Origin of the sequence: Streptomyces sp. TP-A0356, from assembly GCF_001417775.1 — a bacterium.
Lineage (GTDB): Bacteria > Actinomycetota > Actinomycetes > Streptomycetales > Streptomycetaceae > Streptomyces.
Window position 1 is genome coordinate 71093 of record NZ_BBZJ01000024.1, and the last position, 26119, is coordinate 97211.

At 69.4% G+C, this 26119-nt stretch carries 22 protein-coding genes and 2 tRNA genes; 12 read left to right on the plus strand and 12 right to left on the minus strand.

The window, feature by feature from the left end:
• Nucleotides 1–301 precede the first annotated feature (301 nt).
• Nucleotides 302–374 (minus strand) — tRNA-Ala (locus ASC56_RS25800).
• Nucleotides 375–555: 181 nt separating this feature from the next.
• On the opposite strand from ASC56_RS25800, the gene ASC56_RS25805 reads away from it, so the two are divergent.
• Together ASC56_RS25805 and ASC56_RS25810 are read left to right on the plus strand one after the other, a co-directional pair.
• Nucleotides 556–1104 carry a hypothetical protein gene (locus ASC56_RS25805; protein ID WP_055493936.1) on the plus strand — a complete coding sequence of 183 codons (549 nt, stop codon included), beginning with the start codon at nucleotides 556–558 and terminating at the stop codon, nucleotides 1102–1104.
• 87 nt (nucleotides 1105–1191) lie between these two features.
• Nucleotides 1192–3099 (plus strand): serine/threonine-protein kinase, encoded by a 1908-nt coding sequence (locus ASC56_RS25810; protein ID WP_055493937.1) that lies wholly within the window; start codon nucleotides 1192–1194, stop codon nucleotides 3097–3099.
• A gap of 7 nt (nucleotides 3100–3106) precedes the next feature.
• Here the strand turns inward: ASC56_RS25810 and ASC56_RS25815 are convergent, their stop codons facing one another.
• Both ASC56_RS25815 and ASC56_RS38415 read right to left on the minus strand, forming a co-directional pair.
• Nucleotides 3107–4543, minus strand: coding sequence for a hypothetical protein (locus ASC56_RS25815; RefSeq protein WP_055493938.1), 1437 nt, complete (start codon nucleotides 4541–4543; stop codon nucleotides 3107–3109).
• Nucleotides 4544–4714: 171 nt separating this feature from the next.
• Nucleotides 4715–4843, minus strand: a complete 129-nt coding sequence (locus tag ASC56_RS38415) for a DLW-39 family protein (RefSeq protein WP_003999697.1) — start codon at nucleotides 4841–4843, stop codon at nucleotides 4715–4717.
• Nucleotides 4844–5181: 338 nt separating this feature from the next.
• Between ASC56_RS38415 and ASC56_RS25820 the strand changes: the two genes are divergently transcribed.
• The gene (locus ASC56_RS25820; RefSeq protein ID WP_055493939.1) at nucleotides 5182–5550 is read left to right on the plus strand and encodes a DUF6344 domain-containing protein; all 369 of its coding nucleotides are present in this window, start codon (nucleotides 5182–5184) and stop codon (nucleotides 5548–5550) included.
• Nucleotides 5551–5766: 216 nt separating this feature from the next.
• Here ASC56_RS25820 and ASC56_RS25825 read toward each other — a convergent pair.
• The 9 genes from ASC56_RS25825 to dnaA form a co-directional block, all read right to left on the minus strand.
• Nucleotides 5767–5843: transfer RNA gene (locus ASC56_RS25825), tRNA-Ile, on the minus strand.
• Between the two features lie 270 nt (nucleotides 5844–6113).
• Nucleotides 6114–6860 carry a DUF3566 domain-containing protein gene (locus ASC56_RS25830; RefSeq protein ID WP_055493940.1) on the minus strand — a complete coding sequence of 249 codons (747 nt, stop codon included), beginning with the start codon at nucleotides 6858–6860 and terminating at the stop codon, nucleotides 6114–6116.
• 18 nt (nucleotides 6861–6878) lie between these two features.
• On the minus strand, nucleotides 6879–9473 hold the full coding sequence (gene gyrA, locus ASC56_RS25835; RefSeq protein WP_055493941.1) for a DNA gyrase subunit A: 2595 nt from the start codon (nucleotides 9471–9473) through the stop codon (nucleotides 6879–6881).
• A 42-nt stretch (nucleotides 9474–9515) separates the two neighbouring features.
• Nucleotides 9516–11600, minus strand: coding sequence for a DNA topoisomerase (ATP-hydrolyzing) subunit B (gene gyrB / locus ASC56_RS25840; RefSeq protein WP_055493942.1), 2085 nt, complete (start codon nucleotides 11598–11600; stop codon nucleotides 9516–9518).
• A gap of 363 nt (nucleotides 11601–11963) precedes the next feature.
• Nucleotides 11964–12497 carry a DUF721 domain-containing protein gene (locus ASC56_RS25845; protein ID WP_055493943.1) on the minus strand — a complete coding sequence of 178 codons (534 nt, stop codon included), beginning with the start codon at nucleotides 12495–12497 and terminating at the stop codon, nucleotides 11964–11966.
• Complete coding sequence (gene recF, locus ASC56_RS25850) at nucleotides 12494–13615, minus strand: DNA replication/repair protein RecF (RefSeq protein WP_055493944.1); 1122 nt, start codon at nucleotides 13613–13615, stop codon at nucleotides 12494–12496. Before recF ends, ASC56_RS25845 begins: the two co-directional genes overlap by 4 nt.
• Nucleotides 13616–13667: 52 nt before the next feature.
• The gene (gene gnd / locus ASC56_RS25855) at nucleotides 13668–14543 is read right to left on the minus strand and encodes a phosphogluconate dehydrogenase (NAD(+)-dependent, decarboxylating) (RefSeq protein WP_055493945.1); all 876 of its coding nucleotides are present in this window, start codon (nucleotides 14541–14543) and stop codon (nucleotides 13668–13670) included.
• Nucleotides 14544–14730: 187 nt separating this feature from the next.
• Nucleotides 14731–15861: a DNA polymerase III subunit beta gene (dnaN, locus tag ASC56_RS25860; protein WP_055493946.1), complete on the minus strand. Its 1131-nt coding sequence runs from the start codon at nucleotides 15859–15861 to the stop codon at nucleotides 14731–14733.
• A gap of 860 nt (nucleotides 15862–16721) precedes the next feature.
• A complete protein-coding gene (gene dnaA / locus ASC56_RS25865) occupies nucleotides 16722–18632 on the minus strand; it encodes a chromosomal replication initiator protein DnaA (protein ID WP_055493947.1) in 1911 nt (636 codons plus the stop codon).
• Between the two features lie 425 nt (nucleotides 18633–19057).
• On the opposite strand from dnaA, the gene rpmH reads away from it, so the two are divergent.
• The 9 genes from rpmH to ASC56_RS25905 all read left to right on the plus strand — a co-directional run bounded on the left by rpmH (nucleotide 19058) and on the right by ASC56_RS25905 (nucleotide 26093).
• Entirely contained in the window at nucleotides 19058–19195 is a 138-nt protein-coding gene (gene rpmH / locus ASC56_RS25870) for a 50S ribosomal protein L34 (RefSeq protein WP_003956500.1), read from the plus strand.
• Between the two features lie 16 nt (nucleotides 19196–19211).
• Nucleotides 19212–19586, plus strand: coding sequence for a ribonuclease P protein component (rnpA, locus tag ASC56_RS38425; protein ID WP_079102704.1), 375 nt, complete (start codon nucleotides 19212–19214; stop codon nucleotides 19584–19586).
• Nucleotides 19583–19936 carry a membrane protein insertion efficiency factor YidD gene (yidD, locus tag ASC56_RS25875; RefSeq protein WP_055493948.1) on the plus strand — a complete coding sequence of 118 codons (354 nt, stop codon included), beginning with the start codon at nucleotides 19583–19585 and terminating at the stop codon, nucleotides 19934–19936. The genes rnpA and yidD overlap by 4 nt, the downstream gene beginning before the upstream one ends.
• Before the next feature lie 3 nt (nucleotides 19937–19939).
• On the plus strand, nucleotides 19940–21217 hold the full coding sequence (yidC, locus tag ASC56_RS25880) for a membrane protein insertase YidC (RefSeq protein ID WP_055493949.1): 1278 nt from the start codon (nucleotides 19940–19942) through the stop codon (nucleotides 21215–21217).
• Nucleotides 21218–21232: 15 nt separating this feature from the next.
• On the plus strand, nucleotides 21233–21745 hold the full coding sequence (locus ASC56_RS25885; RefSeq protein WP_055493950.1) for a R3H domain-containing nucleic acid-binding protein: 513 nt from the start codon (nucleotides 21233–21235) through the stop codon (nucleotides 21743–21745).
• 160 nt (nucleotides 21746–21905) lie between these two features.
• Nucleotides 21906–22625 (plus strand): 16S rRNA (guanine(527)-N(7))-methyltransferase RsmG, encoded by a 720-nt coding sequence (rsmG, locus tag ASC56_RS25890; RefSeq protein WP_055493951.1) that lies wholly within the window; start codon nucleotides 21906–21908, stop codon nucleotides 22623–22625.
• Nucleotides 22626–22974: 349 nt separating this feature from the next.
• Complete coding sequence (locus ASC56_RS25895) at nucleotides 22975–24048, plus strand: ParA family protein (protein ID WP_079102712.1); 1074 nt, start codon at nucleotides 22975–22977, stop codon at nucleotides 24046–24048.
• Nucleotides 24045–25148: a ParB/RepB/Spo0J family partition protein gene (locus tag ASC56_RS25900; protein WP_055493953.1), complete on the plus strand. Its 1104-nt coding sequence runs from the start codon at nucleotides 24045–24047 to the stop codon at nucleotides 25146–25148. The genes ASC56_RS25895 and ASC56_RS25900 overlap by 4 nt, the downstream gene beginning before the upstream one ends.
• Nucleotides 25149–25475: 327 nt before the next feature.
• Nucleotides 25476–26093: a GNAT family N-acetyltransferase gene (locus ASC56_RS25905; protein WP_055493954.1), complete on the plus strand. Its 618-nt coding sequence runs from the start codon at nucleotides 25476–25478 to the stop codon at nucleotides 26091–26093.
• Nucleotides 26094–26119: the final 26 nt, after the last annotated feature.

The following is a 26119-nucleotide window of genomic DNA, read 5'->3' on the forward strand; positions in this document are numbered from 1 at the left end:
GTGCCCCTCGCAATGACGTTTGCAACGCACCCTGTGTGCAAGTTCCGTGCAGACTTCGTTTACGCAGCGCATTCTTCCGCTTACCCACTTATGCGCATATCGGCCCACACAAGGCCGGCCAGGGCGCCCCACGATGCCCCGCAGTCACAGGGGCCACCCGTGCGGGGGGCCCGGAGGGCGCGGCCTTCGCCAGCTATTTGCGCAAAGAAATGCAACGGGTGCAAATCCGGGGTGTGACAGGGGTCACCGCAAACAGAGAACCGGTCGGGCGCCGCGAAGGGCGTCCGACCGGTTCGAGGGGTGGAGCCTAGGGGAGTCGAACCCCTGACATCTGCCATGCAAAGACAGCGCTCTACCAACTGAGCTAAGGCCCCGGAGGAAATGCGTCCGGCCGACGACACACAGTCCGGCGGGCGCTGCGGACCAGCGTACCGGGTGACCCCCGGTATCTCACAAACAGATAGGGGGTCCCCGTGGGCGACCACTCTCCGTAAGATGCTCGTCGTGGTTCGCGACAGCGAACCGCGGTAGTTGGGGAAGCGATGGGGAGACGCAATGGACGCCGCACAGCAGGAAGCCACCGCAAGAGCGCGGGAGCTGCAGCGGAACTGGTACGGGGAGCCGTTGGGGGCGCTCTTCCGTAAGCTCATCGACGATCTCGGGCTCAACCAGGCCCGGCTCGCGGGTGTGCTGGGACTGTCCGCTCCGATGCTGTCGCAGCTGATGAGCGGTCAGCGCGCCAAGATCGGCAACCCCGCGGTGGTCCAGCGGGTGCAGTTGCTGCAGGACCTGGCGGGACAGGTCGCGGACGGCACGGTGAGTGCCGCCGAGGCGACCGAGCGGATGGACGAGATCAGGAAGTCGCAGGGGGGCTCCGTGCTCAGCAACACCACGCAGACCACGAGCAGTTCGGGCGCGCCCACGGTCAAGCGGGTGGTCCGCGAGATCCAGTCTCTGCTGCGCTCGGTGGCGGCGGCGGGGGACATCATCGAGGCGGCCGACACCCTCGCCCCGAGCCACCCGGAACTGGCAGAGTTCCTCCGGGTCTACGGCGCCGGCCGCACCTCCGACGCGGTCGCCCACTACCAGTCCCACCAGAACTGAGCCGACGCCTCGGCCGCCGGGGACTCTCGCGCCGGGGGGTGCGCGGGGGTCCTCATCGCCGTTCGGAAGGGGGAGCGACGCACGACCATGGGTGAGGTCTTCGCCGGACGGTACGAACTGGTCGACCCCATCGGACGCGGGGGAGTCGGTGCGGTCTGGCGCGCCTGGGACCATCGGCGGCGCCGCTACGTGGCCGCCAAGGTCCTTCAGCAGAGCGACGCCCATGCGCTGCTGCGGTTCGTGCGCGAGCAGGCGCTGCGGATCGACCACCCTCATGTGCTCGCACCCGCCAGCTGGGCCGCGGACGACGACAAGGTCCTGTTCACCATGGACCTGGTCGCCGGGGGCTCGCTGGTCCACCTCGTCGGGGACTACGGTCCACTGCCGCCGGCCCTGGTCTGCACCCTGCTGGACCAACTGCTGTCCGGACTCGCGGCCGTGCACGCGGAAGGGGTCGTGCACCGTGACATCAAGCCCGCCAACGTGCTCCTGGAGGCCACCGGCACCGCCCGGCCCCGGCTGCGTCTGTCCGACTTCGGCATCGCCATGCGCCTGGGCGAGCCACGGCTGACCGAGACCGACTACGTGGTGGGCACGCCCGGCTATCTCGCGCCCGAGCAACTGGTGGGCGGCGAGCCGGACTTCCCGGCCGACCTGTTCGCGGTCGGGCTGGTCGCGCTGTATCTGCTGGAGGGAGCCAAGCCGGACACCAGGGCGCTGATCGAGCACTTCGTGGCCCACGGCACGCCGGGGGCGCCGCGCGGCATCCCCGGGCCCTTGTGGGAGGTCGTGGCCATGCTGCTGCAGCCGGACCCGGCCGCGCGATTCCGCACCGCCACGGGGGCACGCAAGGCCCTCGCGTCCGCCAGGGAACTGCTGCCGGAGCCCGGACCCGACGACGAGCAGGTGGAGATCTTCGACCAACTCGGCCCGCTACCGGCCGGGTTCGGACCCGAGGGACCGCCGCGCGGGACACCGACGCCGAGGGGCTCGCGACCGATCCCACTCCCCGCACCGGGCAGCACGACGGACCGGGCGACGGCGCCCGCCGGCACGGGTGGCACTCCGCAGCGGCCGCACGAGAACGGGTCGACGCCCGGCGCGCCCGGAGCCACGACCGGCCTGACGCAGGGTGCCGTGTCCGCTCAGGCGGGGACCGCCCCACAGCACCACCCCGACAAGGCGACGACCGGCACGTCGGGCACCACGCCCGGCCGGCCCCAGGGGGCACCCCCCGGACAACCGGACGCCACCCCACCGCCACCACCGCCCCACACCCCGACGGCCGGCGCCCCCGGCGTCACGACCGACTCCGCCCAGGGGACGCCCCCCGCTGGAACCGGTGCCACTTCGCGGCCGTCGCGTCCCGGTACCCCGCAGACCGGCGGCGGCCCGGCTCGGCCCGCGCTCGGTTCGATACCTCCGCGGCCCACCGCCGCCCCCTCGCCCGCCGCCAACGGCACGTCCGCGCCGGGTGACTGCGGTACCGAGACCTCCGCCGTCATGCCCGGCCCCCCGCCGCCGCCCGCCCTACGGCCGGGGGCCGCGCCGCCCCTGGTACCGCCGATGCCCGCGGTCGATCCGACGCCGCCCCCACCGCAGTCCACGATGTCGGACACCGGCAGCTTCCATCTCCCGCCTCCGCTACCGCAGGAACCGGTCCACGCGGTGCCGCGGCCGCCCGAGCAGCCGCCCCCACCATCCACCGCGGTCGCGGCCCACACGGCTCCCCCCGCCGCCGCCCACTCCGGACACCATCCCATGCGCGTGCCCGCACCCGGTCCCCACGCGGCCCCGACGGTCGCGGTGCGGCAATCCGCCCACGCGTACGCCGCCCCGTCCCCGCACACCCCGACACGGCCGCAGGGCATCGCACGGCACGGCAGAAGGCCGGCCGCCCGGCGCCCCGGGCCCCCGGCGAAGGTCGCCGTACCCGTGCTGCTCCTCGCGCTCGCCTGCTTCGCGGTGGGGTTCTGGGCCCTGACGAGGATCTGACCGGCGCTCATCCGGCCAATCGGCGGGCCCGCCGCCGTGCGAGCACCGTCCAGGCCCCGAGCCACAGGACCAGGACACTCCCGCTGCCGATCCCGGCCACGGCGACCAGCATCATCGTGCGGGTGCCCCCTCCCGCTCCACCGGTGCCTGCGCCTCCTCCTGTCGCGCTGCCCCCGCCTGCCGCGGCGGCGGCCGTGGACCCGGCGGAACCGTCTCCCGCGCCGCTCTTCTCCACCCCTGCCGCCGCCTCCTTCCGGTCCGCCGCCGAGACCTGGAACACATCGCCCGGCACGGACCGCCCCGCGTAGGCCGGACCGGCCGTCGGCACCCCCTTCACCCGCACGCGCAGCGTCAGCCCGAACGGCCCACCGCCGAACCTGTCCGCCACCGGCACACCGAGGTGCACGGCGAGGTAGTACCAGCCCGCGAACCGCATCGCACTCGCGTGGCTCCCGAGGGCACGGCGGTTGGCGTAGGCGACCGGTGGCAGCGGATCGAGCGCCGCCGAGGACTGGGTGCCGCTGTATCCCACGCCGGCGTCCTCGACGTAGGCCCGGACGGGGTTGTACAGCGACATGGCCAGGGCGGTGCCGACATAGCCGTCGCCACCGGTGGAACTGCCCATCTCGACGGTGGCGGACAGCTGCTGGCCCCAGTCGACGGGCACCTTGTAGAAGAGGGTCTGGCCGGGCCTGATGGCATCCCGCCAGACGCCCTGGCCCAGGGCGCTCGCCGAGGCGAACCCCGCCCCGCCCGCGCGGGGCGTGGCGTCGCCCAGGACGGCCTCCGGGGTCGCGGAGTCCCAGGCCCCGGGTGGCGTCGTCGCACCGGGCCCCCGCAGGGCCGGCTCCGACACGTAACCCAGGTCCAGATCCCAGTCGCCCGGCGCGGAGGCGGCCAGGTCGCGTCGTTCGACCACCACGTAGTACGCCCCCGCCTTCTTGCACCCGTACGTACCAGGGCCGGTCTCGCGCGAGGCCCAGGCCGCGATCGGGTGGGGGCTCTGGGTGGGGCCGAAGTACGTGGCGCCGGAGGAACAGGTGGTGCCGTCGGCATCCTGGACGGACACCCTGAGACCGTCGGAGGACGAGACCTGGGCCCCGGCCCTCGGCACGGCCGTCACGGAGACATAGGCGTTGGAGGCCGCGTCCAGTTCCAGGCGGTAGTAGCGCTTGCCGCCGCCGGGCAGGACGCTCCTGTACGTACGCCCGGCATCCAGACGTACGGCGTCCGCCGTGCCCGTCGCGCCCCCGATCGTCCTGGCGTCACGCGCGAAGGCGTACGGGGTCGGCGTACCGGCCGCGGCCGCGGAGGCCGGAGCGGCACACGCCGGGAGCGCCACGGTCACGCCGAGCGCCGCTGTCGCGCACAGAGCCATGGCCGCCTGCGCCCGCGCCCGTCCACGCCCGAACGCGCCGCCTCCTGCCTCCGTACGCCACCCCATCGCGCGCCCCTCGCCATGTATCCCAGCCCGGACCGTCGCCCATCCTGCCCCGCACACCACGGCGGCACCCGCGCATTGCGTACGAGCGGCCGAAACGCCCTCCCCCGGCAACACAAAACCCCGACCGCACCGGCGGCCGGGGTTTGCTCTGAACCTGTTGTCTGTCGGAACTCACGAACCCGTGGGCACGGAGTCAGTCGCCTCCGTCCACAGATCCTGCTCGGCGCGATCCGCCTGGATCTGGCGGTACACGAGGAGCCCGCCGATGGCGGCCAGTGCGACCAGGAGAAGCTTCTTCACCGCGCGACCTCGTCTTTCGTTGACGTAGGGGACCTCTGGCGCCCGACTATACACACCGATCGATACCGATCGGTGACCTGAGTCGACCCCTCAACTCGGGCCCGGCACACCGCAGTACAACGGGACGACTCCGCTCCGATCTGCGGGTGATCGCACCTCACAGACTGTGACGAACCCCTCCCTCCTCAGTAATTTCCGACCTTTCCGGGCCGCTTGCCTCCATCCGGGTGGTGTTCATCCGAAGAACGCCGCGCCACGGGCGTCGGTCCACCACTTCTCGACCCTCATACACATCATGAGGAAAGTACGCAAATCGCCCAACCCGAAAGTGAGGGGTCATGGCCCGGAACACGGTCATGAAGCTCTGGACCGCGGTGGTCACCGCCTTCCTCGCGCTGTGCACCGCGCTCGGACTGATCACCACGACCGCGACCACCGCCGCGGCGGTACCCCAGGCCCAGCCGGCGCGCAACAGCGGCACCGAGGTGACGCTGCCGAAGCCGGCCCAGGGAAGCTGGGCCCGCGCCCGGTCCCTGCCCCCCACGATGAAACAACGCATCAGGGCCGAGGCGCACGGCTCCTCACCGGCCTGCCGCCACCGACCGCTCACCACCACGGCCCCGACGATCCCCCTCGCCCGCTCCGCCCTCCGGACCCGCGCCGACCCGGCCAGGGTCCTGGAACCCACGGCACCGCTCCAGCGCTGATCCGGCCCTTCCCCTCCTGCACCGCCGCCCCCACGGGGCACCGCAGACACACCACGGGCGAACTTGCGTACGCCACGGGACAAACGGCCCGGCACCTGCTCACAGGTGCCGGGCCGTTGACATGACCGGACGCCTCCAGCCTGGGGCTGGACGGCGGCCGATGTCAGCCATAGACGTCAAAGACCCCCAACCACGATCGGTAGGGGGTCTTTCTGTTGGTGGGGCTAACAGGATTTGAACCTGTGGCCTCATCCTTATCAGGGATGCGCTCTAACCAACTGAGCTATAGCCCCGCCGCGCTCTGCGGTGTGTGTCCCGCGCGCTGACTCCTGAAGATTAGCGCACGACGTGGGAAGTCCCAAAATCGGTTACCGGGGGCGACCATCGCGCTGCCCGCGCCCGGTTGCGGCGGTCCGTGTGTCAGAAGAGCGCGTTCCCCGTCCGGGACGCGCGCTCTCGCTCCGGCCGAAGGCCGCGGGCACGGGCGGCGGCGGCAGCCTGGTCGTGGTGCGGCCGCAGCCTGGTCGTGGTGCGGCCGCAGCCTCGTCGTTGTGAGGACCCGCCTACTCGTCCTCCGCCAGCGTCAGCTCGATGCCGCCCGCGAAGCCCGCGGAGATGTTGTAGATGAACGCGCCGAGCGTCGCGAGGGCGGTCGCCAGGACGACGTCGATGACCGCGATGATCGTCGTGAAGATCAGGACGTGCGGCAGGGACAGGAACGACTGGAGGTCGAAACCGTTGGACTCGTTCGAGCCGGTGGCCTCCGAGATCGTGCCGCCGACCGTCGAGAAGACGCCCATCGCGTCCATGACCATCCACAACACGGCCGACGCCACGATCGTGCAGATGCCGAGCGCGATGGAGAGCAGGAAGCTGACCTTCATCACCGACCACGGGTCGGCCTTGGCCACCCTCAGACGCGCCTTGCGCGTGCGAGGGGCGGTGCGCGCGCCGGTCCGGGGCCGGCGTACGGCGCCCGCCGACGGCTGCGCCGGGTAGGCCTGCGGCGGATGGTAGGGCCCCGCGGGCTGCTGCGGCCGGCGTTCCCCCGGCAGGGGCGAGCCGGGCGGCGCGGTGGCCGCCTGGGCCGCGGCCGGCTGTGCGACCGGCGCGGGCTGCCCGGCGCCCTGAGCGGCCGGGCCCGCTCCAGCCGCCTGCTGCTGGGTGTGCGGGCCTCGGGTGTCCGTCACAGTTCCCCCCTGGGATCCATGCGTGTCGGGCGAGTGCGAGTCGGTCGCATCCGTGGCGGAGCCACGGCCGCCGCCGTCCGTTTCCGTACCGGTCGATCCGGCGCCCGTGGCTCCGCTCACGCTGACTCACTCCTCGTGCTACTCGGCCGAGGGCGCCTCGCCCTCGTCCGTGCCGGTGGTCGTGGCGACTTCGGCGATCTCGTCCACGGCCTCGTCACCGTCGACCTCCTCCGCCTCGCGCCCCGCCTCGGCGTTACGAGCGATACCGACCACGGCATCGCGCTTGCCCAGGTTGATCAGTTGGACGCCCATGGTGTCACGGCCCGTCTCCCTGACCTCGTTGACTCGCGTACGAATCACACCGCCGGACAGCGTGATGGCGAGGATCTCGTCGCTGTCCTCGACCACCAGCGCGCCGACGAGTGAGCCGCGATCCTCGACGATCTTGGCGGCCTTGATGCCGAGGCCGCCGCGACCCTGGACGCGGTACTCGTCGACGGCGGTCCGCTTCGCGTACCCACCGTCTGTGGCAGTGAACACGAACGTACCGGGTCGAACAACATTCATCGAGAGAAGCTCGTCTCCCGCACGGAAACTCATTCCCTTCACGCCGGACGTGGCGCGGCCCATCGGGCGCAGGGACTCGTCCGTCGCGGTGAACCGGATCGACTGTGCCTTCCTGCTGATCAGAAGCAGATCGTCGTCGGGCGAGACGAGCTCGGCCCCGATCAGTTCGTCGTCCGAACCGTCCGCCGTCTCCCGGAGGTTGATCGCGATGACACCGCCGGAGCGCGGCGAATCGTAATCCTTCAGAGGCGTCTTCTTGACCAGACCGCCCTTGGTGGCGAGCACCAGGTACGGCGCGGCCTCGTAGTCGCGGATCGCGAGGATCTGGGCGATCGACTCGTCCGGCTGGAAGGCGAGCAGGTTCGCGACGTGCTGGCCACGGGCGTCCCGGCCGGCGTCGGGCAGCTCGTAGGCCTTCGCGCGGTAGACGCGGCCCTTGTTGGTGAAGAACAGCAGCCAGTGGTGCGTCGTCGACACGAAGAAGTGGTCGACGATGTCGTCTTCCTTGAGCTTCGTACCGCGCACGCCCTTGCCGCCGCGCTTCTGCGCGCGGTAGTCGTCCGTCTTGGTGCGCTTGATGTAGCCGCCGCGGCTGACGGTGACGACGATGTCCTCCTCGGCGATCAGGTCCTCGATGGACATGTCACCGTCGAAGGGCACCAGTTGGGTGCGGCGGTCGTCGCTGTACTTCTCGACGATCGCGGCGAGTTCCTCGCTGATGATGCCGCGCTGACGGACCGGCGAGGCCAGGATCTCGTTGTACTGGGCGATCTTCGCCTGGAGTTCGTCATGCTCCTGGACGATCTTCTGGCGCTCCAGGGCGGCCAGGCGCCGCAGCTGCATCTCGAGGATGGCGTTCGCCTGGATCTCGTCGATCTCCAGGAGGTTCATCAGACCGTCACGCGCGATCTCGACGGTGTCGCTGCGCCGGATCAGCGCGATGACCTCGTCGATGGCGTCCAGGGCCTTCAGCAGACCGCGCAGGATGTGCGCGCGCTCCTCGGCCTTGCGCAGCCTGAAGCGCGTACGGCGGACGATGACCTCCAGCTGGTGCGCCACCCAGTGCCGGATGAACGCGTCCAGGGAGAGGGTGCGGGGCACGCCGTCGACCAGCGCCAGCATGTTGGCGCCGAAGTTCGTCTGCAGGTCGGTGTGCTTGTACAGGTTGTTCAGGACGACCTTGGCGACCGCGTCCCGCTTGAGCACGATGACCAGGCGCTGGCCCGTGCGCGACGACGTCTCGTCGCGGACGTCCGCGATGCCGCCGATCTTCCCGTCCTTGACCAGGTCGGCGATCTTCTGCGCGAGATTGTCGGGGTTGACCTGGTACGGCAGCTCGGTGACGACCAGGCACTGGCGGTTCTGGATCTCCTCGACCTCGACGACCGCGCGCATGGTGATCGAGCCGCGACCGGTGCGGTAGGCCTCCTCGATGCCCTTGCGGCCCACCACGAGGGCGCCGGTCGGGAAGTCGGGGCCCTTGATCCGCTCGATCAGGGCGTCCAGCAGCTCCTCGTGCGAGGCCTCCGGGTTCTCCAGGTACCACTGGGCGCCCGCCGCGACCTCGCGCAGGTTGTGCGGCGGGATGTTGGTCGCCATGCCGACCGCGATACCGGCCGAACCGTTGATCAGCAGGTTCGGGAAGCGGGACGGCAGGACCGTCGGCTCCTGGGAGCGGCCGTCGTAGTTGTCCGTGAAGTCGACGGTCTCCTCGTCGATGTCGCGGACCATCTCCATGGACAGCGGCGCCATCTTGCACTCGGTGTAGCGCATGGCGGCCGCCGGGTCGTTGCCCGGGGAGCCGAAGTTGCCGTTGGAGTCCACCAGCGGCATCCGCATCGACCACGGCTGCGCGAGGCGGACCAGCGCGTCGTAGATCGAGGAGTCGCCGTGCGGGTGGTAGTTGCCCATGACGTCACCGACGACACGGGCGCACTTGTAGAAGCCCTTCTCGGGCCGGTAACCGCCGTCGTACATCGCGTACAGGACGCGGCGGTGCACGGGCTTGAGACCGTCCCGCACGTCGGGCAGCGCACGCGAGACGATGACGGACATCGCGTAGTCGAGGTAGGAGCGCTGCATCTCCGTCTCGAGCCCGACGGGCTCGACACGCATGATGGTCTCGCCGCCCTCTGCGGGAGTCACGGGAGTGTTCTCGTCGGCCATTGCTGGTGAAGATCCTTCCTGGTGCGGTCAGCTGAGACCGACTCAGATGTCGAGGAAGCGGACGTCCTTGGCGTTGCGCTGGATGAACGCGCGGCGTGCCTCGACGTCCTCGCCCATGAGGACCGAGAAGAGGTCGTCGGCCTGGGCGGCGTCGTCGAGGGTGACCTGGCCGAGGACGCGGTGGTCCACGTCCATGGTGGTGATGCGCAGCTCCTCGGCGTTCATCTCGCCGAGACCCTTGAAGCGCTGCACCGAGTCGTCCTTGATCCGCTTGCCGTTGCGGCGGCCCAGCTCGATCAGCGCGTCGCGCTCGCGGTCCGAGTACGCGTACTCGAAGTCGTCCCGACCCCACTTGATCTTGTACAGCGGCGGGCGGGACAGGAACACGTGCCCGGCCTCGACCAGCGGCCGCATGAAGCGGAACAGGAACGTCAGCAGCAGGGTGTTGATGTGCTGGCCGTCGACGTCGGCGTCCGCCATCAGGATGATCTTGTGATAGCGGAGCTTGGAGATGTCGAAGTCCTCGTGCACACCGGTGCCGAAGGCGGAGATCAGCGCCTGGATCTCCTGGTTCTGCAGGATCTTGTCGATCCGCGCCTTCTCCACGTTGAGGATCTTGCCGCGGATGGGGAGGATCGCCTGGTACTGCGGGTTGCGGCCGGACTTGGCCGAGCCGCCGGCGGAGTCACCCTCGACGATGAAGATCTCGCACTTGGTGGGGTCGTTCGACTGGCAGTCGGAGAGCTTGCCCGGCAGGGACGCGGACTCCAGGAGGCCCTTGCGGCGGGTCAGGTCGCGCGCCTTGCGGGCCGCCACGCGCGCGGTGGCCGCCTGGATGCCCTTGCGGACGATGTCCGTGGCCTCGTTCGGGTTGCGGTCCAGCCAGTCGTTGAGGTGCTCGTAGACCGCCTTCTGGACGAAGGTCTTCGCCTCCGTGTTGCCCAGCTTGGTCTTGGTCTGGCCCTCGAACTGCGGCTCGCTCAGCTTGAGCGAGATGATCGCGGTCAGGCCCTCGCGGATGTCGTCACCCGTGAGGTTGTCGTCCTTGTCGCGCAGCAGCTTCTTGTCGCGCGCGTACTTGTTGATCAGCGAGGTCAGAGCGGCGCGGAAGCCCTCTTCGTGCGTACCGCCCTCGTGGGTGTGGATGATGTTGGCGAAGGAGTACACGCCCTCGCTGTAACCGCTGTTCCACTGCATGGCGACTTCCAGGGACAGGCTCTTGTCCCTGTCCTCGGCCTCAAGGTCGATCACCGTGGGGTGCACCGCGTCTCCCTTGCGGGAGTTGAGGTACTTCACGAAGTCGACGATGCCGCCCTCGTAGTGGTACGTGACGGTCTTGACCTCGGGGGTCTCGTCCGCGCCCGCCTCGTCCGCCTTGGCCGTGGCCTTCGCCGACTCGCGCTCGTCGGTGAGCTTGATCGTCAGGCCCTTGTTGAGGAACGCCATCTCCTGGAAGCGCCGCGAGAGCGTCTCGAAGGAGTACTCGGTCGTCTCGAAGATGTCCGGGTCGGCCCAGAAGGTGACCGAGGTGCCGGTCTCGTTGGTGGGCTCGTGCCGCTGGAGCGGCGCCGTGGGGACGCCCATCTTGTAGTCCTGCGTCCAGCGGTAGCCGTCACGCTTGATCTCGACCGAGACCTTGTTCGACAGCGCGTTCACCACGGACACGCCCACGCCGTGCAGACCGCCGGAGACGGCGTACCCGCCGCCGCCGAACTTGCCGCCCGCGTGCAGCACGGTCAGCACGATCTCGACAGCCGGCTTCTTCTCGACCGGGTGGATGTCCACCGGGATACCGCGGCCGTTGTCGATCACGCGCACGCCGCCGTCGGCGAGGATCGTGATGTCGATGGTGTCCGCGTATCCGGCCAGCGCCTCGTCGACGGCGTTGTCGACGACCTCGTACACGAGGTGGTGAAGTCCGCGCTCACCGGTCGAACCGATGTACATGCCGGGTCGCTTGCGGACCGCGTCCAGACCCTCGAGGACGGTGATGGCGCTGGCGTCGTACGAGGCGGAGACCTCGCCGTTCGAGGCTGTGACCTCGGCGTTTACGCCGGCGTCGGTGGACGGGATGTTCTCGTTGGGGTTGCCGGAATCGGCCACGAAGCGCCCTTTCTGGCACAGCACGAGCCGGGCTCGTCGGCGGGTTGCCGGAGCGGCTGCGGCATGTTGCGTTGGTAAGCCTTGATCAGCGTTGCTCAGCTTGTCCCGGACGGTCCCCACGATCGGGGCGGGATTGTCTCCCAGTCTACCGGTAGCGCCGACAGTGATGGGGGTTTGCGGGTACCTGAGTCCGCATGTGCCGCCCTCAACCGGTCTCGGCCGACTCCCTATATGCGGAGCGGGGCTCCAAGAGGCTCTGAGCGGCACTCAGCGCTTCTGGCTGTCAACCCTTGGCTACTTCGGAGTCAGGTCGGTCTTCGCGACCGCACGCGGGCGCGCGCAAAGGGCCGCCCGCGCCTGCTGCGAGCGGCCGTGGAGTGATGTCTGTCACCCGTAGGTGTCACCGGGCCCCGTGCTGCCCGGGGCGCGCAGGGGGCCGAACCGACGGACGGGTCCGCCGGGGCCGTGGACCTTGATCAGCCGGACCGTGCCGTGGCCGAGGTCCTCGTTGAGGCGCGCGACCAGCTGCGGGGCCAGCAGCCGCAGCTGCGTCGCCCACGCCGTCGAGTCGCACAGCACGGTCAGGACGCGCTCGTCCTCGTCGTACCTCTGCGGGACGCAGTGCTTGGCCAGGTCCTCGCCGACGATCTGCGGCCAGCGGCCCATCACGCCGCCCACCGCGGCCGGGGTCTCCCAGCCGCGCTCGGTGATCAACCGGTTGATGGCCGCGCCGAGCGCCATGGGGTCGCGGCCGTCGGCGCGTGCGCCGGAGCGCAGGCCACCGCGCCGCGCCTGCTTCTTCTGCTGCGCCGCGTCCCCCCGCGCGCGTGCCTGTTCCTTCGCGGCCCTGAGCGCCACGCGCGCGAGATCCACACCCGACAGCTCGGGCGTCTTCTTCGGTGCGGGTTCGTCGCTGCTCATGCGCGCTCCACGATGCCCTCGGACACGGCGTACCGTGCGCCCGTCAGTACGTGCGGTACGTCGTCGTCGACCGCGGCGGTCACCAGGACCTGCTCCCCGGGCGCGACCAGCTCGGCCAGGCGTTCGCGGCGGCGGCTGTCCAGCTCGGCGAACACGTCGTCGAGGACGAGCACCGGCTCGTTGCCCTCCGCGCGCAGGAGGTCGTACGACGCCAGGCGCAGCGCCAGCGCGTAGGACCAGGACTCGCCGTGGGAGGCGTACCCCTTGGCGGGCAGCTGACCGAGCTTGAGCAGCAGATCGTCCCGATGGGGTCCGACCAGGGTGACGCCGCGCTCGATCTCCTGCTTGCGGGCGTCGGCGAGTGCGGCCATCAACTGGTCGTGCAGGTCCTCGCGGGTGTGGGCCTCACCCGGCGCGGACGGCTTGTACTCCAGGGCGACCGGGCCGCCGCCGGGCGCCAGCCGCTCGTACGCCTTGTCGGCGAGCGGCTGGATCGTGGCGATCAGATCGAGGCGCTGGGCGAGCAGTTCCGCGCCCGCGCGCGCGAGGTGCTGGTCCCAGACGTCCAGGGTGGAGAGATCCATGGACCGGCCCCCGTGGCGGCGGGCCAGCGCGGCCGTCTTGAGGAGGGTGTTGCGCTGCTTGAGCACCCGGTCGTAGTCGGAGCGGACGCCCGCCATCCGCGGGGAACGGGCGGTGATCAGCTCGTCCAGGAAGCGACGCCGCTCACCGGGGTCACCCTTGACCAGCGCGAGGTCCTCGGGCGCGAACAGCACGCTCCGCACGATGCCCAGCACGTCACGGGGCCTGACCTGGGAGGATCTGTTGATGCGGGCGCGGTTGGCCTTGCCGGGGTTCAGCTCCAGCTCGACCAGCTGCTGCCGCTCGCCCTGGCGGACGGCCGCCCGGATGATCGCGCGATCGGCTCCCATCCGGACCAGGGGGGCGTCGGAGGAGACGCGGTGGCTGCCGAGCGTGGCGAGATAGCCGACCGCCTCGACGAGGTTCGTCTTACCCTGGCCGTTGGGTCCGACGAAGGCGGTGACACCCGGGTCGAGCGGGACCTCGACCCGGGCGTACGAGCGGAAGTCGGCCAGCGACAGGTGCGTGACGTGCATGCTTGTTCGCCGACCTCCCCCAGGGTTGTGGACCGCCGGGCGGCCCTGTGGACTACTTCTTCTCGACCGCGTGGCCGCCGAACTGGTTGCGCAGCGCCGCGATCATCTTCATCTGCGGGGAGTCGTCCTGCCGCGAGCTGAAGCGCGCGAACAGGGACGCCGTGATCGCGGGCAGCGGTACCGCGTGGTCGATGGCCGCCTCGACGGTCCAGCGGCCCTCGCCGGAGTCCGCGGCCCAGCCACGCAGCTTGTCCAGGTGCTCGTCCTCGTCCAGGGCGTTGACCGCGAGGTCCAGCAGCCAGGAGCGGATCACCGTGCCTTCCTGCCAGGAACGGAAGACCTCGCGCACGTTCTCCACGGAGTCGACTCGCTCCAGCAGCTCCCAGCCCTCGGCGTAGGCCTGCATCATCGCGTACTCGATGCCGTTGTGGACCATCTTCGCGAAGTGGCCCGCGCCGACCTTGCCCGCGTGCACCGCGCCGAACGCGCCTTCGGGCTTGAGGGCGTCGAAGATCGGCTGCACCTTGGCGACGTTCCCGGCGTCGCCGCCGTACATCAGCGCGTAGCCGTTCTGCAGGCCCCAGACGCCGCCGGAGACACCGCAGTCGACGAAGCCTATGCCCTTGGCCGCCAGCTCCTCGGCGTGCTTCTCGTCGTCCGTCCAGCGCGAGTTCCCGCCGTCCACGACGACATCACCGGGCTCCAGCAGCTCGGCCAGCTCGTCGATCGTGGACTGGGTGGGGGCACCGGCCGGGACCATCACCCACACCACGCGCGGGCCCGCGAGCTTGCCCACAAGCTCTTCGAGGCTGTGGACATCGGCGAGGTCCGGGTTGCGGTCGTATCCGATGACGGTGTGGCCTGCGCGGCGGATGCGCTCGCGCATGTTGCCGCCCATCTTGCCGAGGCCGACGAGACCGAGCTCCATCAGTTGTTCCTTAGGTTGCGACGTGGCATGAGGGCACTTTCGTACCTGCGTCCGAGCCTAAACCCGGCCCCTCGCGCACACCTGTGGGCATACGCGCTCATACGACATAGGCCCCGACCTGCGGTTTCGCCGGGTGGGCCCGGTGATCCACCGGGCCCATCGGACGCTGTGGACGGCCGTCGGCCGCTCAGCCGCTGAGTCGCACCGGCATGATCAGGTACTTGTACGCCTCGTCCGCCTCGGCGTCCATGGCCGGCTTGCCGCTGAGCAGCGCGGGCTTCGTGGACGTCGTGAAGGACAACTGGGCCACCGGGGAGTCGATGGCGCTGAGGCCGTCGAGCAGGAAGGTCGGGTTGAAGGCGATCGAGATGTCGTCGCCCTCCAGCTGCGCGTCGACCCTCTCCACAGCCTGTGCGTCGTCGCTGGAGCCGGCCTCCAGGATCAGCACGCCCTGCTCGAAGCTGAGCCGCACCGGGGTGTTGCGCTCGGCGACGAGGGCAACGCGCTTGACGGCCTCCACGAAGGGGGCGGTCTCGATGGTGGCGATGGAGTTGAACTCCGTCGGGAACAGCGTGCGGTACTTCGGCAGGTCGCCCTCGAGGAGACGGGTCGTGGTGCGCCGCCCGGCGCCCTCGAAGCCGATCAGGCCCTCGCCGGCGCCCGAGCCGGACAGCGCCAGAATCACGCTGTCGCCGCTGGTCAGGGCCTTGGCGGTGTCCAGGAGCGTCTTGGCGGGCACCAGGGCGACCGCGGACGCCTCCGGGTTCTCCGGCTTCCAAAGGAACTCGCGGACCGCGAAGCGGTAGCGGTCGGTGGAGGCCAGCGTGACCGTGTCGCCCTCGATCTCGATGCGCACACCGGTGAGGACGGGCAGCGTGTCGTCGCGGCCGGCGGCGATGGCGACCTGCTGCACGGCGGAGGCGAAGACCTCGCCCGGGACCGTGCCCGTCGCGTTCGGCATCTGGGGAAGCGCCGGGTACTCCTCCACAGGGAGGGTGTGGAGGGTGAACCGCGAGGTGCCGCAGACCACCGTCGCTCGTACACCGTCTGTGGAAATCTCCACCGGGCGGTTGGGGAGGGCGCGGGAGATGTCGGCCAGGAGGCGGCCGGAGACGAGGACCGTGCCCTCCTCCTCGACCTCCGCCTCCACGGACACCCGCGCCGAGACCTCGTAGTCGAAGCTGGACAGGCTCAGCTGGCCGTCCTCGGCCTTCAGCAGCAGGCCCGCGAGGACAGGCGCCGGCGGACGGGCCGGGAGGCTGCGCGCCGCCCAGGCCACTGCCTCCGCGAGTACGTCGCGTTCCACCCGGATCTTCACCGTAAGCCGCCTCCTGCTGTTGCCGGCGTTCTCGCCCTGCTTCGCCTTCGTCGTCTGACTCGGTGTCGCCGGTCCCTGTGAGGGGAAGGACACCGGGGACCAGTCTGACGCACGGCACTGACAGTAGATGCCTCTCGGGGTCAAGTCGTGACGAGGGGCGGTCGGGAGCCGGAGAGCGAGTTGTGCACAGGACCCGCTTCGAAACGAAATCCCAGCTCTCTCTAGTTGGGAGTAGTAGTAGGGCCTGTGGATACCGTGGATAACCGCGTTTCCCCAGCTCAGCGGCAAGATTTTGTCCACGGGCCCTGTGGGTACGAGCGGTGGACAACCAGGTGTCTCTGTGGAGAACAGAAAGTTCTGCACACCCCGTGCACAGCCGTGGGGCACTTCTCCCCAACGCCGTCCCCAGCTTTACCCACCTTTCCCACAGGCCACCCCGGCACCTTGGTGTGACGCCTTTCACTCGGCCCGGTGAGAAGCGGCGTCGCGTTGCCGAACAGTGGACAGGCCTGTGGAGAAGCTCGGGATCACTGGGGACAACCGGCGCCGACCTGTGGGCCGCCGGTGGACAACTTCGCGCACCGCCTGTGGATCCTCTCGCCGTCCACAGTCTGTGGAGATCGTTCGTCCACCGATCCACAGGGGGCTGAACTGGGCTGATCGTCTTTCAACCGCACAGCCTGTGGACACCGTCTGGACAACTCCGCAGTCCCCAGGATGTGGACGCAAGAAAGTCTCCGGATCTGTGGAGAGTGGCCGTAACCCGGCAGGTATTCGAACAGCGGGTGGCGGGGGAACGACGAAGGGCGCCCCCGGGATCTCCTCCCGAGGGCGCCCTCAGTGCTGTGCGCGCGCCGCCGTCAGCCGTTCTTGATGCGGTTCGTCAGCTCGGTCACCTGGTTGTAGATGGAGCGCCGCTCGGCCATCAGCGCGCGGATCTTGCGGTCGGCGTGCATCACCGTCGTGTGGTCGCGGCCGCCGAACTGGGCGCCGATCTTCGGCAGCGACAGGTCCGTCAGCTCACGGCACAGGTACATGGCGATCTGCCGGGCGGTGACCAGGGCGCGGCCGCGGGAGGTGCCGCACAGGTCCTCCACCGTCAGCCCGAAGTAGTCCGCCGTGGCCGCCATGATGGCGGTCGCGGTGATCTCGGGGGCCGAGTCCTCGCCGCCGGGGATCAGGTCCTTGAGGACGATCTCCGTCAGACCCAGGTCGACGGGCTGGCGGTTGAGCGACGCGAACGCCGTCACCCGGATCAGCGCGCCCTCCAGCTCCCGGATGTTGCGCGAGATGCGGGAGGCGATGAACTCCAGTACTTCCGGCGGGGCGTTGAGCTGCTCCTGCACCGCCTTCTTGCGCAGGATCGCGATGCGCGTCTCCAGCTCGGGCGGCTGGACGTCGGTGATCAGACCCCACTCGAAGCGGTTGCGCAGCCGGTCCTCCAGGGTGACCAGTTGCTTGGGCGGCCGGTCCGAGGACAGGACGATCTGCTTGTTGGCGTTGTGGAGCGTGTTGAACGTGTGGAAGAACTCCTCCTGCGTCGACTCCTTCTGCGCCAGGAACTGGATGTCGTCGACGAGCAGGATGTCCATGTCGCGATAGCGCTTGCGGAACGCGTCCGCCTTGCCGTCGCGGATCGAGTTGATGAACTCGTTGGTGAACTCCTCGGAGCTCACGTACCGCACACGCGTGCCCGGGTAGAGGCTGCGCGCGTAGTGCCCGATGGCGTGCAGCAGGTGTGTCTTGCCGAGCCCCGACTCCCCGTAGATGAAGAGGGGGTTGTACGCCTTCGCGGGTGCCTCGGCGACGGCGACCGCGGCCGCGTGCGCGAAGCGGTTCGAGGCGCCGATCACGAACGTGTCGAAGAGGTACTTCGGGTTGAGGCGCGCGGTGGGCTCGCCCGGACCGGTCGCCGGCGCGGGCTGCGCGGCCAGCGGGCCGGGGGCCCCGGTGGTGGGCAGACCCGGTCCGACCGGTCCGCCCCGGTGCACCTGGCCGTTGCGGGAGGGCGGCTCCGGGAGGTCGCGACGGTCGGGGCGCTGCTGGTCGAAGTCGGGGCGCGCGTTCTCGTAGTCCGGGCGCTGGCTGTCGTACTCGGGGCGCTGCTGTTCGTACGGGGACCGCTCCAGTGACTGCGCGCGGTAGTCCGGCTGCGGCGTCGCGTACGGGTCGCGCTCGGGGAAGCCGAGGCGCTGCTGCTGCCAGCCGTAGTCGTCCTGGGGGCGGGGCCAGGCACCGGGCTCCGGACGCTGGTACTCGCCCGGATACGCCGGGCGGGCGGTCGGGAGCTGGTCACCGGGTCCGGTGGGGAGCTGGTCGGGGCGGTCCGCGCGGTGGTCGTCGGCGCGGTGGCGTCCGTATCCCTCGTAGCCGCCCTGGCCGTCGTACAGGTCCCGGCCCTGGGAGGAGTCGTACGCGTCACGGCCCGGGCGGGAGGGGAGCTCGGGCTCCTCGTAGCGCGGCTGGGCGGACGGGGTCGGCGCCAGGGGCTCGCCGGCGGAGTCGTCCACCGTGATCGCGATCCGGATCGGGCGCCCGCACTCACGGCTCAGCGTGTCGCTGACGATCGGCGCGAGCCGGCCCTCCAGGACGCCCTTCGCGAACTCGTTCGGCACGGCGAGCAGGGCGGTGTCGGCGACCAGCGCCAGTGGCTGGCAGCGCTTGATCCAGTGCTCGTCCTTCGCCTCGACGCCCGGCCCGCGCCCTTCACCGAGAAGCTGCTCCAGTACTCGTGGCCACACTGCGGCAAGATCGGCAGGTACGTCAGCCACAGGGCACGCTCTCTCACGGGTCCCACGAACGTGTGGTTGTGGGACGGGTCGGGTTGTAACTCGGGTGGGTCGAGTCGGGGCCAGAACTGCTGGGTCCGGGACAAGGGAACGAATCAGAGTTCAGCCACGGTAGTCAGGGCGGCCGGTAGGGTTCAAGTTGTTGTCCCCAGGCTGTGGACAAGTGTCTCCCCCCGGTCGTTGGTTTGACCGGATGGCGTAGCCCCGCGTACCGTAACCAGGTCGAGTTGTCGATGGCTGCTGCCGCCTGCCTCCGATGGGCACAGATCACGCACCAGTGTCCCTACCAGGGCACATTTCGGTGATCGGAAAGCGGTGCACTCGGGCGTAATGCGAGCTACTCGTGGGCGCACGGTGACAGCCAGGCGACACCCCGCCACCCACCGAATCATTACTGGAGCCCCCGAGTGAGCAAGCGCACCTTCCAGCCGAACAACCGTCGTCGCGCGAAGACCCACGGCTTCCGGCTGCGTATGCGCACCCGTGCCGGCCGCGCCATCCTGGCGTCCCGCCGCAGCAAGGGTCGCGCCCGCCTGTCCGCCTGATCGCGTTCAGGTTGACGTGCTGCCTACCGAGCATCGGCTGAGGCGGCGCGAGGACTTCGCGACCGCGGTACGCCGAGGACGCCGGGCTGGACGCCCGCTTCTCGTCGTCCACCTTCGCAGCGGTGCAACGGACCCGCACGCGCCTGGGGAGAGCGCTCCCCCGACGCGTGCGGGTTTCGTCGTGAGCAAGGCTGTGGGTGGAGCGGTCGTACGCAACAAGGTGAAGCGCAGACTTCGCCATCTGATGCGTGACCGAGTGGCCCTGTTGCCCCCCGGTAGCCTGGTAGTCGTACGAGCGCTGCCCGGTGCGGGTGACGCCGACCAAGCACAGCTGGCCCGAGACCTGGATGCCGCCCTCCAGCGGCTGCTGGGAGGAGGGGGCGCGCGATGAAGTACCCGCTGCTGGCTCTCATCAAGCTCTACCAGTGGACGATCAGTCCGCTGCTCGGGCCGGTGTGCAAGTACTACCCGTCGTGTTCCCACTACGGCTACACGGCCATAGACCGGCACGGTGCGATCAAGGGAACGGCACTGACCGCCTGGCGCATCCTGCGGTGCAATCCGTGGTCGCTCGGCGGCGTGGACCATGTCCCGCCGCGCAAGCGTCCGCGGTGGCACGAAATGCTGCGCGACGCCTGGCGTGCACGCAAGGGCGGGCCCTCCGCCGGCGAACCGGCCACCGACGGGGACATCCCTTCGAGCCCGGCCGCAGAGACCTCGTCCCATGCCCAAGGAGCATGATTAGTGGACACGATTGCCAGCCTCTTCAGCTTCATCACGACACCCGTTTCCTGGGTCATTGTCCAGTTCCACAAGGTGTATGGCGCACTCTTCGGCGCCGACACGGGCTGGGCCTGGGGCCTGTCCATCGTGTCCCTGGTGATCCTGATCCGTATCTGCCTGATCCCGCTCTTCGTGAAGCAGATCAAGGCGACCCGGGCCATGCAGACGCTCCAGCCCGAGATGAAGAAGATCCAGGAGCGCTACAAGAACGACAAGCAGCGTCAGTCCGAAGAGATGATGAAGCTGTACAAGGAGTCGGGCACCAACCCGCTCTCCTCGTGCCTTCCCATCCTGGCGCAGTCCCCGTTCTTCTTCGCCCTGTACCACGTGCTCAACGCCATCGCGACGGGCAAGACGATCGGTGTCCTCAACGAGTCGCTGCTCGCCAGCGCCCGTAAGGCACACATCTTCGGCGCCCCGTTGGCCGCGAAGTTCACGGACAGCGCGGACAAGGTCGGCTCTCTCGGCGCCTCGCTGACCGACGTCCGTGTCGTCACCGCGATCATGATCGTGCTGATGTCGGCGTCGCAGTTCTACACGCAGCGCCAGCTGATGACCAAGAACGTCGACACGACGGTGAAGACGCCGTTCATGCAGCAGCAGAAGATGCTGATGTACGTCTTCCCCATCATGTTCGCCGTCTTCGGCATCAACTTCCCGGTCGGTGTCCTCGTCTACTGGCTGACCACCAACGTGTGGACCATGGGCCAGCAGATGTATGTGATCCACAACAACCCGACCCCGGGTTCCAAGGCCCAGGCCGCCTACCTGGAGCGCCTGCACAAGCACGTCACGCACCACGGCAAGACCCGCAACCGGCGGGAGAAGGCCATCGTCAAGGCGATCGTCGCCAAGGGCCGTGACCGCAACGAGTTCGAGCGCAAGTTCATCAACGGTCTGAACAAGGCGGGTCTCGCGGCCCAGCCCGACGGCACCGTCATGAAGGGCGAGGCGTCGGCCGTCGCCACCGTCGAGGACGGTGTGCCGACCACCGGTGCTCCCAAGCGCCAGCAGCCCAAGCGGCAGTCCAAGGCCCAGCGCCAGTCCGGCGGGCCCAAGCCCGCGGGTGGTTCCGAGCCGGACTCCTCGTCGCTGAGCGAGTCCGACGAGCCGCAGGACGCCAAGTCGGCCGACGCCGCCAAGAAGGCGACGCAGCAGCCCGGCTCCGGCACCCGCAGCAGGGCCCAGTCCGGCCAGCGCAAGGGTCCGCAACGGCCCAAGTCCCCGTCCAAGAAGTAAGAAGGAGTCCATCCCGTGACGGAAGGCACCACCTCCGCCGCTGCCGAGGGTGCAGACACCCTGACCCGCCTGGAGCAGGAGGGCGAGATCGCGGCGGACTACCTCGAGGGTCTGCTGGACATCGCCGATCTCGACGGCGACATCGACATGGACGTCGAGGCCGACCGTGCGTCCGTGTCGATCGTCAGCGACACGGGCACCCGCGACCTGCAGAAGCTGGTCGGCCGTGACGGCGAGGTGCTGGAAGCGCTCCAGGAGCTCACGCGTCTGGCCGTGCACCGGGAGACCGGGGACCGCAGCCGGCTGATGCTGGACATCGCGGGATACCGCGCCAAGAAGCGTGAGGAGCTCTCGGAGCTGGGTGCCAAGGCGGCGGCCGAGGTCAAGAGCACCGGCGAGCCCGTGAAGCTCAAGCCGATGACGCCGTTCGAGCGCAAGGTGGTGCACGACGCGGTCAAGACCGCGGGCCTGCGCAGCGAGTCCGAGGGCGAGGAGCCGCAGCGCTTCGTCGTCGTGCTGCCCGCCTGATTCGGTCCGTACGTCTCTCCGGCCCCGTCTGTAGCGCAGGCGGGGCCGAACCTTGTCAGCCTGGTAGTCCCTCACGGCTGCGGTCCCGGCAGCCGGTGGTCCCTGATAGTCCTGGTGGTCTGCGCCCAGTGCGCTCATGCGGTACGGAAGGACGGTCCCCGTGACGGAGGCAGCAGCAGAGCTTCCCCCTGCGCCCGAGCAGGCGCGCGAGGTGTTCGGCGATCGCTTCGCGGACGCGGTCCGCTATGCGGAGCTGCTCGCCGAGGCGGGTGTGCAGCGCGGTCTGATCGGGCCACGGGAAGTTCCCCGGCTGTGGGAGCGGCACCTGCTGAACTGCGCGGTGCTCTCGGAGGTCGTGCCCCGCGGCGTGACCGTGTGCGATGTCGGCTCCGGCGCCGGACTGCCCGGTATCCCGCTGGCACTCGTCCGGGAAGACCTGAAGATCACGCTCCTTGAGCCATTGCTGCGGCGCACCAACTTCCTCACCGAGGTCGTCGAGCTACTGGGTCTCGATCATGTGACCGTGGTCCGTGGTCGCGCCGAGGAGGTCATGGGCAAGATTCCGCCCGTCCATGTGGTCACCGCGCGCGCCGTGGCGCCCCTGGACCGTCTGGCCACCTGGGGCATCCCGCTGCTGCGTCCGTACGGGGAGATGCTCGCTCTCAAGGGCGACACCGCGGAGGAGGAGCTGAAGAGCGCCGCCACCGCTCTGGCCAAGCTCGGCGCCGTGGAGACGTCCATCCTGCATGTCGGCGAGGGAATCGTGGACCCGCTGTCGACCGTGGTGCGCGTGGAGGTCGGGGAGAGCCCAGGAGGTGTGCGCTTCGCGGCCAAGAGGGCGAAGGCGGCCCGGACGGGGCGGGTGCGGCGGCGTCGTTGAGCACGTGGTTGCTCGGGCGTGAGGGCATGGCCTGGGCGACGGTCGACTGCTCCGTCCCGAGGACCCGGCGTACTCCACACAAGCTGCCGAACCTACGCATCTCGGAGTGTCGCGGACAACTCAGCCAGAGCAGCTGTGCATCGTGTTTCACGTGAAACGTCGCTCACTGCTGCACGGCATCATCAGTCGGGGCCGAGCTGCGGCCGAACCCCGCGATCGGAAGCCCCTCGGATCCCTGGGAGGACCGTCCACCCAGAGCACTATGTCCCCCGTGGAGGGCACGGAGTTGTCCACAGAGGTGGATTTCTCCACAGAAGACCAGACCTCACTGGTTCACGACCCCGAAGGCATGGGAGGCTCTGTTCATTGCGAGCCTGAAGTCGAGGAGAGTGAATCCTTGCGGTCCGACGCCAACATCGCGGGACCGATGACCGATCCGGTCCCCGGTCCCCGTACCGAGTCGATGGGGGAGGATGTTTCACGTGAAACACCGCCTCCGATGGACGACACTCCCATCGGTCGCGCTGCCCAACTTGCGGTAGAGGCACTGGGGCGCGCCGGCGAAGGCCTGCCACGGCCCGAGCAGACCCGGGTCATCGTGGTCGCCAACCAGAAGGGCGGGGTGGGCAAGACCACGACGACGGTGAATCTCGCCGCGTCTCTCGCCCTGCACGGCGGCCGCGTCCTGGTAATCGATCTCGACCCTCAGGGCAATGCGTCCACGGCGCTGGGGATCGACCATCACGCCGAAGTCCCTTCCATCTACGACGTGTTGGTCGAGAGCAAGCCGCTCGCGGAGGTCGTCCAGCCGGTCCCCGATGTCGAGGGTCTCTTCTGCGCTCCTGCCACGATCGATCTCGCCGGTGCGGAGATCGAGCTGGTGTCCCTAGTGGCGCGGGAAAGCCGACTGCAGCGTGCGATCCAGTCCTACGAACAGCCGCTGGACTACATCCTCATCGACTGTCCGCCCTCGCTCGGCCTGCTGACGGTCAATGCGTTGGTCGCCGGGCAGGAGGTCCTCATCCCGATCCAGTGCGAGTATTACGCGCTGGAGGGCTTGGGCCAGCTGTTGCGCAACGTTGACCTGGTGCGGGGGCACCTCAACCCCGCCCTGCATGTGTCGACCATCCTGCTCACCATGTACGACGGCCGGACGCGCCTGGCGTCGCAGGTCGCGGAAGAGGTGCGCAGCCACTTCGGCGACGAGGTACTGAGGACGAGCATTCCCCGCTCAGTCCGTATCTCCGAGGCGCCGAGCTATGGACAGACGGTGCTGACCTACGATCCAGGATCGAGTGGCGCCCTCTCCTATCTTGAGGCGGCACGTGAAATCGCGCTGAGGGGCGTCGGCGTCCACTACGACGCGCAGGACGCCCATATCGGCGCCCAGACCGAACAGAGCATGGTGGAGGGGATCCAGTGAGCGATCGACGGAGGGGGTTGGGCCGTGGTCTCGGCGCACTGATCCCTGCTGCCCCGACAGGGGAGAAGGCGGCAGCTCCGGCGGTGGCGGGCGCAGGCTCGTCCGCCTCACCGGCAGCGGTGCCCGTACTGACGACGGACCGTGGAGTGGCGGCCGCGAAGGTGGCCACGCTTCCGTCTGTTTCACATGAAACCGAGGAGCCATCGAGGAACGGCTTCGTGGAGACGCCGGCCGCTCCGCTCGGTGCCCACTTCGCCGAGCTGCCCCTGGACTCCATCACCCCGAATCCTCGGCAGCCCCGCGAGGTGTTCGACGAGGATGCGCTCGCCGAGCTGATCACCTCCATCAAGGAGGTCGGGCTGCTCCAGCCCGTCGTGGTGCGGCAGGTGGGGCCGGCCCGCTACGAGCTGATCATGGGCGAGCGCCGCTGGAGGGCCTGCCGTGAGGCCGGCCTGGAGGCGATCCCGGCGATCGTTCGGGCGACGGAGGACGACAAGCTTCTCCTGGACGCCCTTCTGGAGAACCTGCACCGGGCCCAGCTGAACCCGCTGGAGGAGGCGGCCGCCTACGACCAGCTCCTCAAGGACTTCAACTGCACCCACGATCAGCTGGCGGACCGCATCGGCCGGTCGCGCCCCCAGGTCTCCAACACTCTGCGGCTGCTGAAGCTCTCCCCGGCGGTGCAGCGCAGGGTGGCCGCCGGGGTGCTGTCCGCAGGGCATGCCCGCGCCCTGCTCTCTGTGGAGGACTCGGAGGAGCAGGACCGCCTGGCTCACCGCATCGTGGCCGAGGGGCTGTCCGTGCGGGCCGTCGAGGAGATCGTCACTCTGATGGGGTCCCGGCCGCAGAGCGCTCCGCGCTCCAAGGGGCCGCGGGCCGGTGCTCGGGTCTCTCCGGCTCTGAGCGAGCTCGCCTCTCGGCTCTCGGACCGTTTCGAGACCCGGGTGAAGGTCGACCTCGGCCAGAAGAAGGGCAAGATCACCGTCGAGTTCGCATCAATGGAGGACCTTGAGCGGATCCTCGGTGCGCTCGCTCCGGGCGAGGGGCCGGTCCTCCAGAAGGGCCTTCAGGACGGCGTCCCCGAGGAGGCGGAGGACTGAGTCGGCGGGTGGCGCGACAGTTGCGATCGGCCGGCCACCGGGGCGGACCGTGTCCGGTGTGCACCGGAACACGGTCCGCTCTTTGCTTTCAGGCAGTATCGATGGAATCGCATCGTGGATACGATGCTTTGGGGGTATGGCGCATCCACCTGACGGCACCTTCATCGGGGAGGCGGGGGCCATGCGAACCATGAGCCGTACCGGACTGGTGACCGCAGGCCTGAGCCTAGGGGCGGTCGGCGGGTTCGTCGGCAGCCTGCTCAGGGAGCGGAGCGCTCTGACAGCCGCCCGCAGCGCTGCGGGCGAAGGAAGCGAGGAACTGCCTTCATGGGGCGTCGGCTCGTACCGCTCACGCTGGACAACCTTTCCGACCTTCCCAACCGCTGTCGCGCGTGTGTCTTCTGGGAGCTGGATCCCGTCAGCGGCGAAGCCGCGGTAAGGGCCGGCAGATCCGCGCTGGAGAAGGAGGCGTGGATCTCCGCCGTTCTGCTGGACTGGGGTTCCTGCGGCCGGGTGGTCTACGTGGACGATGTGCCGGTGGGCTTCGTGCTCTATGCGCCGCCCGCCTATGTCCCGCGCTCCACGGCCTTCCCCACGAGTCCGGTGTCCCCGGATGCGGTGCAGCTGATGACCGCCTTCATCATGCCCGGGTATCAGGGCCAAGGGCTCGGCCGCGTGATGGTCCAGACGGTTGCCAAGGATCTGCTGCGCCGTGGCTTCAAGGCGATCGAGGCCTTCGGCGATGCCCGCTGGAAGGAGCCGGCCTGCCTCCTGCCCGCTGATCACCTCCTGGCGGTGGGCTTCAAGACGGTACGTCCCCACCCGACGTACCCCCGGCTGAGGCTGGAACTCCGTACGACGCTCTCCTGGAAGGAAGACGTGGAGATGGCCCTGGACCGTCTGCTGGGGGCCGTACAGAAGGAGCCGGCTCTGCGGCCGCTGTGACCGGTGACCGGTGACCGCTCCTCTGG

What these genes read in the sequence shown, in the direction of transcription:
- ASC56_RS25805 (WP_055493936.1), top strand. Translation starts at nt 556, where the DNA reads ATGGACGCCGCACAGCAGGAAGCCACCGCAAGAGCGCGGGAGCTGCAG.
- ASC56_RS25810 (WP_055493937.1), top strand. Translation starts at nt 1,192, where the DNA reads ATGGGTGAGGTCTTCGCCGGACGGTACGAACTGGTCGACCCCATCGGA.
- ASC56_RS25815 (WP_055493938.1), bottom strand. Translation starts at nt 4,543, where the DNA reads ATGGGGTGGCGTACGGAGGCAGGAGGCGGCGCGTTCGGGCGTGGACGG.
- ASC56_RS25820 (WP_055493939.1), top strand. Translation starts at nt 5,182, where the DNA reads ATGGCCCGGAACACGGTCATGAAGCTCTGGACCGCGGTGGTCACCGCC.
- gyrA (WP_055493941.1), bottom strand. Translation starts at nt 9,473, where the DNA reads ATGGCCGACGAGAACACTCCCGTGACTCCCGCAGAGGGCGGCGAGACC.
- ASC56_RS25845 (WP_055493943.1), bottom strand. Translation starts at nt 12,497, where the DNA reads ATGAGCAGCGACGAACCCGCACCGAAGAAGACGCCCGAGCTGTCGGGT.
- recF (WP_055493944.1), bottom strand. Translation starts at nt 13,615, where the DNA reads ATGCACGTCACGCACCTGTCGCTGGCCGACTTCCGCTCGTACGCCCGG.
- gnd (WP_055493945.1), bottom strand. Translation starts at nt 14,543, where the DNA reads ATGGAGCTCGGTCTCGTCGGCCTCGGCAAGATGGGCGGCAACATGCGC.
- yidD (WP_055493948.1), top strand. Translation starts at nt 19,583, where the DNA reads ATGAAGTACCCGCTGCTGGCTCTCATCAAGCTCTACCAGTGGACGATC.
- ASC56_RS25895 (WP_079102712.1), top strand. Translation starts at nt 22,975, where the DNA reads ATGGGAGGCTCTGTTCATTGCGAGCCTGAAGTCGAGGAGAGTGAATCC.
- ASC56_RS25905 (WP_055493954.1), top strand. Translation starts at nt 25,476, where the DNA reads ATGGGGCGTCGGCTCGTACCGCTCACGCTGGACAACCTTTCCGACCTT.